This is a genomic window from Kitasatospora sp. MMS16-BH015 (assembly GCF_002943525.1).
GTDB lineage: Bacteria > Actinomycetota > Actinomycetes > Streptomycetales > Streptomycetaceae > Kitasatospora.
In genome coordinates, this window is record NZ_CP025394.1 from 3,318,980 (window position 1) to 3,332,964 (window position 13,985).

The 13,985-nt window shown below is 73.0% G+C and carries 15 protein-coding genes; 11 read left to right on the plus strand and 4 right to left on the minus strand.

The window, feature by feature from the left end:
• Positions 1-32: 32 nt before the first annotated feature.
• The gene (locus tag CFP65_RS14240) at positions 33-626 is read right to left on the minus strand and encodes a dihydrofolate reductase family protein (RefSeq protein ID WP_104816450.1); all 594 of its coding nucleotides are present in this window, start codon (positions 624-626) and stop codon (positions 33-35) included.
• 158 nt (positions 627-784) lie between these two features.
• Here CFP65_RS14240 and deoC point away from each other — a divergent pair, with 158 nt between their 5' ends.
• The 5 genes from deoC to CFP65_RS14265 all read left to right on the plus strand — a co-directional run bounded on the left by deoC (position 785) and on the right by CFP65_RS14265 (position 5,581).
• Positions 785-1,771: a deoxyribose-phosphate aldolase gene (gene deoC, locus CFP65_RS14245; protein WP_104816451.1), complete on the plus strand. Its 987-nt coding sequence runs from the start codon at positions 785-787 to the stop codon at positions 1,769-1,771.
• 4 nt (positions 1,772-1,775) lie between these two features.
• On the plus strand, positions 1,776-3,266 hold the full coding sequence (locus CFP65_RS14250; protein WP_104816452.1) for an aldehyde dehydrogenase family protein: 1,491 nt from the start codon (positions 1,776-1,778) through the stop codon (positions 3,264-3,266).
• Positions 3,259-4,161 carry an aldehyde dehydrogenase family protein gene (locus tag CFP65_RS14255; RefSeq protein ID WP_104816453.1) on the plus strand — a complete coding sequence of 301 codons (903 nt, stop codon included), beginning with the start codon at positions 3,259-3,261 and terminating at the stop codon, positions 4,159-4,161. Before CFP65_RS14250 ends, CFP65_RS14255 begins: the two co-directional genes overlap by 8 nt.
• Before the next feature lie 259 nt (positions 4,162-4,420).
• Positions 4,421-4,807, plus strand: coding sequence for a hypothetical protein (locus CFP65_RS14260; protein ID WP_104816454.1), 387 nt, complete (start codon positions 4,421-4,423; stop codon positions 4,805-4,807).
• Between the two features lie 111 nt (positions 4,808-4,918).
• Positions 4,919-5,581 carry an ATP-binding protein gene (locus CFP65_RS14265; RefSeq protein WP_174805530.1) on the plus strand — a complete coding sequence of 221 codons (663 nt, stop codon included), beginning with the start codon at positions 4,919-4,921 and terminating at the stop codon, positions 5,579-5,581.
• Positions 5,582-5,882: 301 nt separating this feature from the next.
• On the opposite strand, the gene CFP65_RS14270 is transcribed toward CFP65_RS14265, so the two are convergent.
• Positions 5,883-6,677 carry a SigE family RNA polymerase sigma factor gene (locus CFP65_RS14270; protein WP_104816455.1) on the minus strand — a complete coding sequence of 265 codons (795 nt, stop codon included), beginning with the start codon at positions 6,675-6,677 and terminating at the stop codon, positions 5,883-5,885.
• Between the two features lie 264 nt (positions 6,678-6,941).
• Here CFP65_RS14270 and CFP65_RS14275 point away from each other — a divergent pair, with 264 nt between their 5' ends.
• From CFP65_RS14275 to CFP65_RS14300, 6 genes are all read left to right on the plus strand, one after another.
• Positions 6,942-7,619: a response regulator transcription factor gene (locus CFP65_RS14275; RefSeq protein WP_174805531.1), complete on the plus strand. Its 678-nt coding sequence runs from the start codon at positions 6,942-6,944 to the stop codon at positions 7,617-7,619.
• A 187-nt stretch (positions 7,620-7,806) separates the two neighbouring features.
• Positions 7,807-9,252, plus strand: coding sequence for a HAMP domain-containing sensor histidine kinase (locus CFP65_RS14280; RefSeq protein WP_104820873.1), 1,446 nt, complete (start codon positions 7,807-7,809; stop codon positions 9,250-9,252).
• The gene (locus tag CFP65_RS14285) at positions 9,252-9,545 is read left to right on the plus strand and encodes a hypothetical protein (protein ID WP_104816456.1); all 294 of its coding nucleotides are present in this window, start codon (positions 9,252-9,254) and stop codon (positions 9,543-9,545) included. Before CFP65_RS14280 ends, CFP65_RS14285 begins: the two co-directional genes overlap by 1 nt.
• A gap of 259 nt (positions 9,546-9,804) precedes the next feature.
• Positions 9,805-10,434, plus strand: a complete 630-nt coding sequence (locus CFP65_RS14290) for a VanZ family protein (protein WP_104816457.1) — start codon at positions 9,805-9,807, stop codon at positions 10,432-10,434.
• A 227-nt stretch (positions 10,435-10,661) separates the two neighbouring features.
• Positions 10,662-11,435, plus strand: coding sequence for a GNAT family N-acetyltransferase (locus tag CFP65_RS14295; RefSeq protein ID WP_104816458.1), 774 nt, complete (start codon positions 10,662-10,664; stop codon positions 11,433-11,435).
• A 223-nt stretch (positions 11,436-11,658) separates the two neighbouring features.
• Positions 11,659-11,841 (plus strand): PspC domain-containing protein, encoded by a 183-nt coding sequence (locus CFP65_RS14300; RefSeq protein WP_104816459.1) that lies wholly within the window; start codon positions 11,659-11,661, stop codon positions 11,839-11,841.
• Positions 11,842-11,985: 144 nt separating this feature from the next.
• Here the strand turns inward: CFP65_RS14300 and CFP65_RS14305 are convergent, their stop codons facing one another.
• Positions 11,986-12,534, minus strand: coding sequence for a hypothetical protein (locus CFP65_RS14305; RefSeq protein ID WP_104816460.1), 549 nt, complete (start codon positions 12,532-12,534; stop codon positions 11,986-11,988).
• Positions 12,535-12,742: 208 nt separating this feature from the next.
• On the minus strand, positions 12,743-13,882 hold the full coding sequence (locus tag CFP65_RS14310; protein ID WP_104816461.1) for an adenosine deaminase: 1,140 nt from the start codon (positions 13,880-13,882) through the stop codon (positions 12,743-12,745).
• Between the last annotated feature and the right edge of the window lie 103 nt (positions 13,883-13,985).

Sequence of the window (13,985 nt, forward strand, 5' to 3'; positions counted from 1 at the left end):
CGCTGAGCTGCCGGGTCGTGATGGGGTCGTGTTCACTCCGTACCTCGCCCGTGCCGCTCGGCGGGGTGCCGGACCCGGTGCCGCAGGTACACCACCCCGCTCCCCAGCACCCGGCTCTCGACCAGCTCGAGGTCGACCCGCCGCTCGGCCTGCGCGAAGAACGGCGTACCGCCCCCGACCAGCACCGGATGGACCCGCACCCGGTACTCGTCGATCAGCCCGGCTCCGGCCACCGCAGCCGCGAGCTCCGCGCCGCCGATCGCGATCTCGCCCTCCCCCGGCTCGGCCCGCAGCCGCGCGATCTCCTCGGCCGGGCTGCCGTCGGCCAGTCGGGCGTTGCCCCGGACGGCCGAGAGGGTGCGGGAGAAGACCACCTTCGGCAGCTCCCGCCAGAGCTCGGCCCACTCGCGGGTGGAGAACCCGAGGCCGGGGTCCTGTTCGGCGTCCTCCCAGTAGAGCATCGTCTCGTACAGCCGCCGCCCCAGCAGGTGCACGCCGACGCCCCGGATCTCCTCCGTGGCGAGGGCGAAGATCTCCTCGTCGGGGACCGTCCAGTCGAAGCGGCCGTCCGGCCCGATCACGTAGCCGTCCAGCGAAACGCCCATGGAATAGGTGACACGTCGCACGGGGAACCTCCCGAAGAGCTCCGTAACAGACCGACGGCAATGACCGACGTCGGCCACGCCCACCGGCAACGGCCGACGGTTCGACCGTACGACGGCGAGTTCGGAGGGGGTGCCCCCTAGCGCGAGGCTACGCGCGTAGATATGCTGGGCTGGTGACCATGTCCACTGTTGCAGCCAATGCCCTCGGCGCTGCGGGCGGCGGCCTTCAGGACGTTGCGGCGTCCGAGGCCTCGCTCCGCCGCTTCCTGCACGGCCTGCCCGGCGTCGACGCCGTCGGCCTGGAAGCCCGCGCCGCCACCCTCGGCACTCGTTCGATCAAGACCACGGCGAAGGCCTATGCCATCGACCTGGCGATCTCGATGATCGACCTGACCACGCTGGAAGGCGCGGACACGGTCGGCAAGGTGCGCGCCCTGTGCACCAAGGGGAAGAACCCCGACCCGACCGACCAGACCACCCCCCGGGTGGCGGCCATCTGTGTCTACCCCGACATGGTGGCCACCGCCAAGGCCGCCCTCGCGGGCACCGAGATCCAGGTCGCCTCCGTCGCCACCGCCTTCCCGGCCGGCCGGGCCGCGCTGCCGGTCAAGCTGGCCGACACCGCCGACGCGGTGGCCGCGGGTGCCGACGAGATCGACATGGTGATCGACCGGGGTGCCTTCCTCTCCGGCAAGTACCTGTCCGTCTTCGAGGAGATCACCGCCGTCAAGGAGGCCTGCAAGCGCCCCGACGGCAGCTCGGCCCACCTCAAGGTGATCTTCGAGACCGGTGAGCTCCAGACCTACGACAACGTGCGCCGCGCCTCCTGGCTGGCCATGCTCGCGGGCGCCGACTTCATCAAGACCTCCACCGGCAAGGTCGCCGTCAACGCGACCCCGCCCGTCACCCTGCTGATGTTGGAGGCCGTCCGCGACTTCAAGCAGCAGACCGGCGTCCAGATCGGCGTGAAGCCGGCCGGTGGCATCAAGACCACCAAGGACGCCATGAAGTACCTGGTCATGGTGAACGAGACTCTCGGCGACGACTGGCTCTCCCCGCACTGGTTCCGCTTCGGCGCCTCCAGCCTGCTGAACGACCTGCTGATGCAGCGCCAGAAGCTGGCCACCGGCCGGTACTCCGGCCCCGACTACGTGACGGTGGACTGACCCCATGGCCAAGAACGCCAAGAACGGCAAGCAGACCGAGGAAGCCGCCGCCCCCAAGGGCGGGCTCTTCAGCTACGCCCCGGCCCCCGAGTCCCCCGCCGCCGCGGGTGACATCGCCACCTCGTACGGCCACTTCATCGGCGGCGAGTTCGTCGACTCCTCCGGCAGCGAGGCCCTGAAGACGGTCAACCCGGCCACCGAGCAGGTGCTCGCCGAGTTCGCCCAGGGCACCGATGAGGACGTCGACCGCGCCGTCGCCGCCGCCCGGAAGGCCTTCGTCGACTGGTCCGCGCTGCCCGGCAGCGAGCGCGCCAAGTACCTGTTCCGGATCGCCCGGATCATCCAGGAGCGCTCCCGCGAGCTGGCCGTGCTGGAGTCGATCGACAACGGCAAGCCGATCCGCGAGACCCGCGACGTCGACCTCCCGCTGGTCGCCGCGCACTTCTTCTACTACGCGGGCTGGGCCGACAAGCTCGACTACGCCGGGTTCGGCGCGGCTCCCAAGCCGCTCGGCGTGGCCGGTCAGGTCATCCCGTGGAACTTCCCGCTGCTGATGCTCGCCTGGAAGATCGCCCCGGCGCTGGCCACCGGCAACACCGTGGTGCTCAAGCCGGCCGAGACCACCCCGCTCACCGCGCTGCGCTTCGCCGAGATCTGCCGCCAGGCCGGTCTGCCCAAGGGCGTCGTCAACATCGTCACCGGTGACGGCCGCACCGGCGCCGCGCTCACCGCGCACCCGGACGTCAACAAGGTCGCCTTCACCGGTTCGACCCCGGTCGGCCGGGCGATCGCCAAGCAGCTGGCCGGCACCAGCAAGAAGCTCTCGCTGGAGCTGGGCGGCAAGGCCGCCAACATCGTCTTCGACGACGCGCCGATCGACCAGGCCGTCGAGGGCATCGTCAACGGCATCTTCTTCAACCAGGGCCACGTCTGCTGCGCCGGCTCGCGCCTGCTGGTCCAGGAGTCGATCCAGGACGAGCTGCTCGACTCGCTGCGCCGCCGGATGGCCACCCTGCGGGTCGGCGACCCGCTGGACAAGAACACCGACATCGGCGCGATCAACTCCGCCGCCCAGCTGGCCCGGATCACCTCGCTGGCCGAGGCCGGCGAGGCCGAGGGCGCCGAGCGCTGGTCGCCGTCCTGCGACCTCCCGTCCGCCGGCTACTGGTTCCGCCCGACGCTGTTCACCGGCGTCAGCCAGGCGCACCGGATCGCCCGCGAGGAGATCTTCGGCCCGGTGCTCTCGGTGCTGACCTTCCGCACGCCCACCGAGGCGGTCGAGAAGGCCAACAACACCCCGTACGGGCTCTCGGCCGGCATCTGGACCGAGAAGGGCTCGCGCATCCTCTGGATGGCGAACCAGCTCAAGGCCGGCGTGGTCTGGGCCAACACCTTCAACAAGTTCGACCCGACCTCGCCGTTCGGCGGCTTCAAGGAGTCGGGCTACGGCCGCGAGGGTGGCCGGCACGGTCTGGAGGCCTACCTCGATGTCTGATGTCGCATCGCGTCTTGATGTCCTCAAGACCTACAAGCTGTACGTCGGCGGGAAGTTCCCGCGCTCCGAGAGCGGGCGGGTGTACGAGGTGACCGACAGCAAGGGCGCCTTCGTCGCCAACGCCCCGCTGGGGACCCGCAAGGACACCCGGGACGCCGTGCTCGCCGCCCGCGCGGCGGTCAAGGGCTGGTCGGGCACCACCGCGTACAACCGCGGCCAGGTGCTCTACCGCGTCGCGGAGATGCTGCAGGGCCGCCGCGAGCAGTTCGCCGCCGAGGTGGCCGCCGCCGAGGGCATCGGCGGCAAGAAGGCCGCCGCGCTGGTGGAGGCCGCGATCGACCGCTGGGTCTGGTACGCGGGCTGGACGGACAAGGTCGCCCAGATCGCGGGCGGGGCCAACCCCGTCGCCGGTCCGTACTTCAACCTCTCCACTCCGGAGCCCTCCGGCGTGATCGGCGTGGTCGCCCCGCAGAACGGGTACGGGCACTCGCTGCTCGGCCTGGTCTCGGTGATCGCCCCGGTGATCGCCACCGGCAACACCGTGGTGGTCGCGGCCGCCGCCGGCGCCCCGCTGCCCGCGCTCTCCTTCGGCGAGGTGCTGGCCACCTCCGACCTGCCGGGCGGCGTGGTCAACATCATCTCGGGCCGCACGGCGGACATCGCCCCGACGCTGGCGTCCCACCAGGACGTCAACGGGCTGGACCTCTCGGGTGCGATCGACTCCGACGGCCCCGGCGCGGCTGCCACGCTGGAGGCCGCCGCCGCGGATACCCTGAAGCGAGTCGTCCGGCCGGTGGCCGACCCGGCCGGCTTGGACTGGACCAATGCGCCCGGAACGGACCGGCTACTCTCCTTCCTGGAGATCAAGACGGTCTGGCACCCGATGGGGATCTGACCCCGCAGGACCGGGCTGACACAACTCCACAGACTGGCCGTCCCCAGTGCCCCTATCCCCCCAGGGGCCCGGACGTGCCGAAGACGGACCCGCACCCACCCCCCCTGGTGCGGGTCCGTCGCCTTTCCTCCTCCTGGCCCCCTCCTGGCCCCCCTCTCCTGGGGGAGGCGGTTCCAGTCGTTCGGCGGGCGCGCCCGACCGCTCCCACCTGCGGTAATGGCAGGGGATGGATTCGTCTGGCCGGAGGGCGGCAGGGGCTGTGTGGGAGATCGCCGGAGACGTGCTGGAGTTCGCGGCGGACGCCGGGCTGCGGTCGGTGCGGGTCCGCCGGATCGAGCGGCGGCTGGCCGCCGGGCAGCCGGTGCGGATCCCGTGCGGGCTGCGCCGGGCCGGGGTGCAGCCGGAGACCTTCGTGGACGGGGGCCTGCGGGTGGTGGGGGCCGGTGCGGAATGCGGCAGCGCGGCCTTCGTCACCCGGAGCGGGGGTGCCCGGGAGCTCGCCCGGGGTGGGATCTTCGGCACACCCGACACCAGCCAGGCCGAGTACCCGACGATCCCGTACGCGGCGCCGGGCGGCGGGGCGGTCGTCGTCTTCCAGGTGCACCACCGGTACCTGCCGCTGCTCGAACGGGCACTGGTGGCCTGACCGCCGGGCACCGGTGGCCCGGCCGATCCCATTCGAGTGACATGTCCGCGTTAAAGATCTAGCTACCGGGCGGTTTCGGCTTCCGGCGGGGATACGTCAGACTGGTGTCTCGTGAGTGACTCCCCGCTGAACCCTGCCCCGTCGAGCCATGCCCGCGTCGTGCTGCTCTCCGGGCCCTCCGGCTCCGGGAAGTCCTCGCTGGCCGCGCGGACCGGGCTGCCGGTGCTCCAGCTCGACGACTTCTACAAGGACGGCGACGACCCGACCCTGCCGCAGTTCGAGGACGGCAGCGGCACCGACTGGGACTCGCCGCTCTCCTGGCACCGCGAGCAGGCGCTCGACGCGATCCGCTCGGTGATCGGCAACGGGCGGGCCGACGTGCCCGTCTACTCCATCCCCGACAACGGCCGGGTCGGCACCCGCACCTTCGAGCTGTCCGAAGCCCCCGGCTTCATCGCCGAGGGCATCTTCGCAGCCGAGCTGGTCGAGCAGTGCCGCGCCGAAGGACTGCTGGGCGACGCGATCTGCCTCCGCAACCGCCCCCTCACCACCGCCTGGCGCCGCTTCCGCCGCGACGTCCGCGAGGGCCGCAAGTCCGTCCCCTACCTCCTGCGCCGCGGCTGGCGCCTGATGCGGGCCGAGGCCGGCATCGTGGGCCGCCAGGTCGACCTCGGCGCAGTCGCCTGCGGCGGAGCGGAGGCCGAACGGCGCGTCCGCGCCGTGGCCGCGCTCCGACCAGAGTCGATCGAAGCGATGGCTGTCGCACCCAGCTAGCCCACCAGGGGCTCGGGGAACTGCGAGGGCACGCCCGGATGTGGCGCACTCCTTAACGAGTACGCGCCCCAGAGGATGCCCTCGCAGTTCCCCGAGCCCCTGATGGCTGGGGTTGTCTCGCAAGGTTCCCCGAGCCCCTGGGTAGTGCAACGCGAGGGGCCCGGTGCCTCTCCCCGGCACCGGGCCCTTCGCTTTACGGCGGTGGCTTCCCCCGTCCGACCGCCCCCTCCCCCGAGCGGGTGGTCGTCCGTCCACGGCCGTCACCCGTCCCCCGACGGGTTGTCCTTGGTGATGCGGTGGTTCAGGCGACCAGCTCGCCGAAGGCGAAGACGGTGTCGCCGGTGCGGTTGAGCTGCTCGTCGTCGCGCAGGCGACGGAGGGCCCGCCAGATGCTGCTCTTGACGGTGCCGACGCTGATGCCGAGCACGTCGGCGATCTCCGGGTCGGTGCGGCCCTCGTAGTAGCGCAGGACGAGCATGGTGCGCTGGTTCTCGGGCAGCTTGGCGAGCGCCTGCCACAGCACGGCCCGCAGCTCGGTGCCGCCCATCGCGTCGGTGTCGCCGACGGTCTCCGGGAGCTCCTCGGTGGGGTACTCGTTGAGCTTGCGCCGCCGCCAGGCGGAAATGTGCAGGTTGGTCATGGTGCGGCGGAGGTACCCGCCGACCGCGGCCTTGTCGGTGATCCGGCCCCAGGCGCGGTAGGTGGAGAAGAGCGCGCTCTGCAGCAGGTCCTCGGCCTCGAAGCGGTCACCGGTGAGGTGGTACGCGGTGGCGTACAGCGAGGCGCGGCGCTCCTGGACGTACGCGGTGAACTCGCGCATGTGCTCGGCGGAGGGGTCGACCGGCTGGGCCGGCACCGGGGCGAGGCTCAGCACGGCCGCCCCCGCGGCCTCGCGGCCCGCCGGGCTCCCCGCCCGGACGACCGTGTGCTGCTCCCCGACCCGGGCCACGCCTCGGCGGGCTCCGGTGCTGTGTGCGCACCCCCGTACGACCACGGCACCGGAAGACTCGTCCCGGCGGTACTCGAAGTGGGTGTGGGCGGAGGAACGCGTGGTGCGGATGCCCCCGGTGTTGCGGGACTTGAGCGTGGCGTTCATCGTGCACCCCCATGATCGGTACGAGCGGTTCGAAGTTCCGCCGCCGTTGCCCGGCCCGTTGACCTGGGCCGTTCTCCGGCGACAAGGAAAATCCTGCCCGCCCGCCGTCTCGGCGCTGTCCGCCGACTGTCACAGGGCTGTCACAGCGTCCGGGACTTTCGTCCGCACCACCGTCACACCGGCGTGGACGCGGAGAGCGGACGGATCGGTTCCCGTCCCACCCTGGTGGGTGAACAGCCGCGCCCGGTGAGCCAGAATGACCCCGTGCCTTTCCTCCTTCTGATCGAGGACGACGACGCCATCCGGACCGGCCTCGAACTCGCCCTCACGCGCCAGGGCCACCGTGTGGCCGCCGCAGCCTCCGGCGAGGACGGCCTCAAGCTCTTCAAGGAGCAGCGGCCGGACCTCATCGTGCTGGACGTGATGCTGCCCGGAATCGACGGCTTCGAGGTCTGCCGCCGGATCCGCCGCACCGACCAGCTGCCGATCATCCTGCTCACCGCCCGCTCGGACGACATCGACGTGGTGGTCGGCCTGGAGTCCGGGGCCGACGACTACGTGGTCAAGCCGGTGCAGCCGCGGGTGCTCGACGCCCGGATCCGGGCCGTGCTGCGGCGCGGCGAGCGGGAGAGCTCCGACTCCTCGGTCTACGGCAACGTGGTGATCGACCGCTCCGCGATGACGGTCACCAAGGGCGGCGAGGACCTCCAGCTCACCCCGACCGAGCTGCGCCTGCTGCTCGAACTCAGCCGCCGGCCCGGCCAGGCCCTCTCCCGGCAGCAGCTGCTCCGGCTGGTCTGGGAGCACGACTACCTGGGCGACTCCCGCCTGGTGGACGCCTGTGTCCAGCGCCTGCGCGCCAAGGTCGAGGACGTGCCCTCGGCGCCCACGCTGATCCGTACCGTGCGCGGAGTCGGCTACCGCCTCGACCCGCCGGCCTGACCGCCGGCCCTCCCCCACTACGGCATGTTCCCCGTCCGGACGTTTCCCGACGGACGTTTCCCAACCGGACGTTTCCCGACCGGACGTTTCCCGACTGGACGATGGTGATGGCACGTTGACCAACCCGCAGACCCTCCGCCCCTCGCGTTCGGTGCGCTGGCGGCACCTGCGCTCGCTGCGGGTACGGATGATCGCGGTCTTCGCCGTCGTCGCCCTGGCCACCGCCGTCGCCGCCTCCGGCATCGCCTACTGGCTGAACCGGGACGCGGTGCTCCGGCGGGCCCAGAACAGCGCGTTGAACGACTTCCGGGTCTCGCTCACCCGGAGCGTCTCGGACGTGCCGCTGCACGCCGCCTGCCCCGACCTGGTCTCGCTGGCCGGGGCGGTGGCCACCTCGGGGCTCAACTACCAGGTGGTGGTCACGGACGAGGCCCAGCCGGGCTGCACGGCCTCCTCCGATCCGGAGCGGTTCACCCTGGCCCAGGTGCCGGAGGCGCTGCGCACCGCCGTCACCAAGCCCCGCGAGGTGGACTCGCACAACGCCTTCGCCTACCACCTCTACTGGCAGCGGGTGAACCTGGACGGGCACCCGTACGTGGTCGGCGGCACCAAGGTGGTGCCGAGCGGGCCGACGGCGTACATGTTCAAGTCGCTGGACACCGAACGGGCCGATCTCAACACCCTGGGCTGGTCGTTGGCCACCGCCACCCTGCTCGCGCTGATCGGTTCGGCCCTGCTCGCGCAGGCCGCCTCGACCACCGTGCTGCGGCCCGTCCGCAAGCTCGGCGAGGCCGCCGCCAAGCTCGGCAAGGGCCAGCTGGACACCCGGCTCGAAGCCGAGGGCGCCGACGAACTCGCCGATCTGGCACGGACGTTCAACCAGGCGGCGGAGTCGCTCGGGGCCCAGGTGCAGGAGCTCAGCGCCCGCGAGGCGCAGAGCCGGCGGTTCGTCGCCGACATGTCGCACGAGCTGCGCACCCCGCTCACCGCGATGACGGCCGTGACCGACATCCTGGAGGACGAGGCCGAGTCGCTGGACCCGATGATCGCCCCGGCCGTGCTGCTGGTGGTCAGCGAGACCAGGCGGCTCTCGGACCTGGTCGAGAACCTGATGGAGGTGACCCGCTTCGACGCCGGCACCGCCAAGCTGGTCGCCGACGAGGTGGACATCGCCGACCTGATCATGTCCTGCATCGACGGCCGGGCCTGGTACGACGCGGTCGAACTCGACGCCCCGCGCGGGGTGTTGGCCGTGGTCGACCCGCGCCGGCTGGACGTGGTGTTCGCCAACCTGATCGGCAACGCGCTCAAGCACGGCGGGTCGCCGGTACGGGTGAAGGTGCGGCAGGACGGCGAGACCGTGGTGGTGGAGGTCTCCGACAGCGGCCCGGGCATCCCCGAGGAGGTGCTGCCGCACGTCTTCGACCGCTTCTACAAGGCCGACAAGGGCCGGGCCCGGTCCGAGGGCAGCGGCCTCGGTCTCTCCATCGCGATGGCCAACGCCCAGATCCACGGCGGCACCATCACCGCCGCCAACGGGGAGACCGGCGCGGTGTTCACGCTCACAATCCCCGTCACCCAGCCCGCCCCCACCGGCTCCGCCGACAGCACCACCGGGCAGGAGAACGTCTGATGCGCCCCCGTACCATCCGCACCGCCCTGGGGCTCGTGCTCGCCGCAGCCGCCCTGACCGGCTGCGGCATCCGCCCGACCGCCGTCCCGGTCGACGCCGGCGCCCCGGCCAGCCGCACCGCCTGCCCCAGCCCCCTGCACGTCCCCGAGGCCGTGGTCACCCGCACCCCGGCCCCGGCCCGGCCCTCCCCCGCCCCGCCGGTCAAGCCGGTGCACCCGAGCCCGTCCGTCACCCACGCCCCGGACAGCCCCTTCACCGCCGGGCCCACCCCATCCCCCTCGCACTGCCCGTAGCGCGCACCGCGCCCCGCCCCGCCCGCCACTCCACGCCCCGGCCGGCCCCCGCCCGTCACCCACACGCCCGGCCAGCCCCGCCACCGCCGAGCCCACCCCGCGTCCCCCTCGCGCTGCCCGTAACACTCACCAGCCCCACCCGTCACTCCACGCCCCGGACATCCCCTTCATCGCCGGCCTCGCTCCCTCGCACGTCACCCCCTACACCCTTCGGGTGAGGAGCGGAACCATCCGACGGCGGGGGTGCGTCCCCCCTCTCGTGCAGGGAGACAGCCGGAGCGACCGCGCCACCACCGAGGACCACACCGCCGCACCGGCGGCCCACCCCCGGCTGCGCGGGCTCGGCGCGGTGCTGCTGGTGGCGCACCTCGCCCTCCTCGCCTGGCTCAGCCTGCGGCCGGTCGCCGTCGGCTGGACCTACCCGGCCAACCTCACCCCGTTCGCCAGCGTCGGCCAGGCGCTGCGCCTCGGCGGCCTGGCCGGTCTGCAGCAGCTGGCCGCCGGCCTGCTGCCGCTCACTCCGCTCGGCCTGCTGCTGCCCCTGGTCGGCGGCCGGCTGCGCACCCCCTGGCTGCCCTCCTTCCTCCGCACCGTCGGCGGCGCGGCCCTGGTCGCCACCGCCCTGGAGATCCTGGAGGGCCAGACCCCGGGCCACGTCCTGAACGTGGACGACATCATGCTCGGCACCATCGGCGTCGCCCTCTGCCACGCCGCCCTCGTCCCACTGGCCCGCGCCCTCCTGCTCCGTCACACCACCCGTGCCCCCCGACTCCCCCGGGCCACCACCCCCGCGCCGATCCCGATCCCGGCCCCACGCCCCACCCACCGCCCGGCGGCCACCGTCCGCACCTCGCTGCTCCCGACCCCGGCCGACCAGCCCACGCGCTGACCGTCTGACCCGGCGCCGGCACCCCGCCGGCCCCCGTCCACCGACCGGTCACCGCCCGCCGATCCCCGCCTGCCGATCCTCGTACGCCGGCCCGGCCCGGCCCGGCCACCGCGGCACCCAGCCACCTACGCACCGACTCGCCAACACACCACCGCACCGCCGCACCGCCGCACCGGTCCACCGAAAATCCCCAGCGGCTCCAGCCCCCGGCTGGCAGCATCAGGCCCATGGCCGCCGACACGCTCCTCGCCCAGGCCCACACGCTGTGGGAGACCCTCGCCCGCGTCCCCGTCTCCTTCGCCGCCACCGCCGCCACCGCCGGCGGGGTGGCGGTGGTGACCGACCCGGATTCCGGCTGGTGCCCGCCCGGTTGGGCCGGGGTGATCCGGCTGGGCGACACCGCGCTGGTCGCGGCCCCGGACGAGGCCGCCGCCGCCCTGCTGCGCGAGACCCTGGCCGCCACGACCGCCGCGTCCGCCACCGCGACCCTTACCGCCCCGACCGCTGCCCCGCACCGGCGGCCCGCCCGCGTCCTCGGCCCGGCCGCCCTCGCCTACCTGGCCGCCGAGGACTTCCGTCCGGCCGCCATACCCGCCGGGCTGGCCCTCGTCGAACTGCCCACCGAGAGTCCTGAACTCCGCGTCCTGGAGCTGGAGTCAGGGCAAGAGGACGCCAACGAGGCGGGCCTCTGGGAGTCCACCTCCCCGGTCTTCGCGGTCCGCGCCGAGGGCCAGGTGGTCGCCGCCGCCGGCTACCGCCGCTGGCCCGGCGACGCCGCCCACATCGGCATCCTCACCGCCCCCGCCTGGCGCAACCGCGGCCTGGCCCGGGCCACCGGCTCCGCCGCCTCCGCCCACGCCCTCACGGCCGGCCTGCTCCCCCAGTGGCGCGCCCGCGTCCCCGCCTCCCGCCGGGTCGCCACCTCCCTCGGCTACCGCGAGCTGGGCGAACAGCTCAGCCTGCTGCCGGCCTCCCCGGGCCTCCCGCAACAGGGGCCCTGAAGGCCCAGCCCGCCGATCCGCGTGCCCGCCCCTCCGCCTCCGGGATGGCCCCTCTCAGGGACCGCCCCTGAGAGACCCCTGAGGGCGGGGTACGCCTCGCCCAGGAGCAGGTCAGGGGCGGGATCGGCGTCTGGGCTGACGTTTCGGGGCCAAGCGGGAAGCAGGATGGAGTCATGCCCGCCGGAGACGCCGGACCGGGCCGAGACTCCCTCAGGAGAGCAGCATGAGCGCCCTTGTCCGCCCCCGTCACAACCGCGTGATCGCCGGTGTCTGCGCCGGGATCGCGGCCCGCTTCGGACTCTCGCCCTGGACGGTCCGGATCATCGCGCTGGCTTCCTGCCTGCTGCCCGGCCCGCAGTTCCTGATCTACCTGGCGCTCTGGCTGCTGCTGCCGCAGGCACCGTGACACCGGCCCCAGCCGGGGTCACACCAGCCCCGGTCGGGGCAAACCAGCCCCGGTCAGGGTCACACCGGCCTCGGTCGGGGCGTGGAACAGCCGAAGGCCGGCCCGGAGCGATCCGGGCCGGCCTTCGGCCGCTTGCGGGGGTGGTCAGCCCCCGAGACCGGGCAGGCCGGGGACGGGAAGCGCGCCGGTCAAGGTGGAGACGCCGGGGGCGTGGCTGAGGCCGTCGGCGCCCGGGATCGGCAGCGCGCGGTTGGCGGCGGCCGGGCCGACGGGGGCGTCCATCCCGGGGGCCTCCATGGTGGGGGCGTCCATCGCGGGCGCCGCCTGGGCCGGGGCCGCCTGCGGGGCCTGGGCGGGGGCGGCGGCCGGAGCCGCGGCGGGAGCCTGGCCGGCGGCCGGGGCGGCCTCCGCGAGCGGGGCCGGAGCGGCCTCGGCGGAGGGGGCCGGGTGCAGGGCGTTGGCCACACCGGGGTTGAGGTCGCCCACGGCCTGGGTGACGGGCGCCGTCGCCGGGAGGCTGGAGGCGGTGTGCGTGGCGGCACCGGTGATCGCGTCCGTGTGCGAGAGCGCACCGGTGGGGAGCCCGAGCCCGCCGGGGGCGACCGGCGCGGCAGCGGCGGACCCGGCCGCCACGGCCGCCATGGCGACGCCCAGTGCAGCAGTACCGGCAGCCTTCAGAGTGGCCTTGTTCATGTTGGTCCTCGAGTCCTCGTCGGTGGCCGATCGGTGGCCGACGCACGGACGCGCCGGAGCAGAGCCCGTCGCTACACCGTGTCAGCATTGACTGGCACACCGTAGTGACAAGCCACCGCGCGGATCAAAGGGGACTCACCCCCGGGGGGTAGTTGTCGGATCGTCACACTTGACTCACCGCTCCCGCCCCGGGGGCCTCCGCCGCTGGTCAGGCGCTGAACAGCCACTCCGCCTTGAGCTCGGCGTACCCCGGCTTGATCACGTCGTTGATCATCGCCAGCCGCTCGTCGAAGGGCAGGAAGGCCGACTTCATCGCATTGACGGTGAACCACTCCATGTCACCGAGCGTGTAGCCGAAGGCGTCCACCAGGTGGCCGAACTCCTGGCTCATGCTGGTGCCGCTCATCAGCCGGTTGTCGGTGTTGACGGTGACTCGGAACTTCAGCCGGCTGAGCAGCCCGATCGGGTGCTCGGCGTACGAACTCGCCGCCGCCGTCTGGAGGTTGGAGGTCGGGCACATCTCCAGCGGGACGCGCTTGTCGCGCACGTACGCGGCGAGGCGGCCGAGCTCCACGCTGCCGTCCTCGTTGACGGTGATGTCGTCGATGATCCGGACGCCGTGGCCGAGGCGGTCGGCGCCGCAGCACTGCAGCGCCTCCCAGATCGAGGGCAGCCCGAACGCCTCGCCGGCGTGGATGGTGAAGTGGTTGTTCTCGCCCTTGAGGTAGTCGAAGGCGCCCTGGTGGCGGGTCGGCGGGTGGCCCGCCTCGGCACCGGCGATGTCGAACCCGACCACGCCCGCGTCGCGGTAGCGGTTGGCCAGCTCGGCGATCTCCTGCGAGCGGGCGGCGTGCCGCATCGCGGTCAGCAGGGTGCCGACCCGGATCCGGTGACCCTTGGCCCGGGCGTTCGCCTCACCGAGGCGGAAGCCCTCGTTGACGGCCTCGACCACCTGGTCGAGGCTCAGGCCGGCCTCCAGGTGCTGCTCCGGCGCGTACCGCACCTCGGCGTAGACCACGCCGTCGGCGGCCAGGTCCTCGGCGCAGTCGGCGGCCACCTTCACCAGGGCGTCGCGGGTCTGCATCACGGCGCAGGTGTGCGCGAAGGTCTCCAGGTACCGCACCAGCGAACCGGAGTCCGCCGCCTCGCGGAACCAGATCCCGAGCTCCTTGGGATCCGTGGTCGGAAGCCCCTCGTACCCGCAGGCCGCAGCCAGCTCGACGATGGTCTCGGGGCGCAGCCCGCCGTCCAGGTGGTCGTGCAGCAGCACCTTCGGCGCACGGGCGATCTGGTCGGGCGTGGGAATGCGGGGGCCTGTGGTGCCCGCAGTGGCAGTCTGCTTCTCCATTGCCGGAGCATAGCCCTACGCGCGTAGATTTACTACGCGGATCCCCCCGCCTTCGTCAGAACACCCCCCACCCGGCCCAACGCCCGAGGTCAGGAGCAGCCGG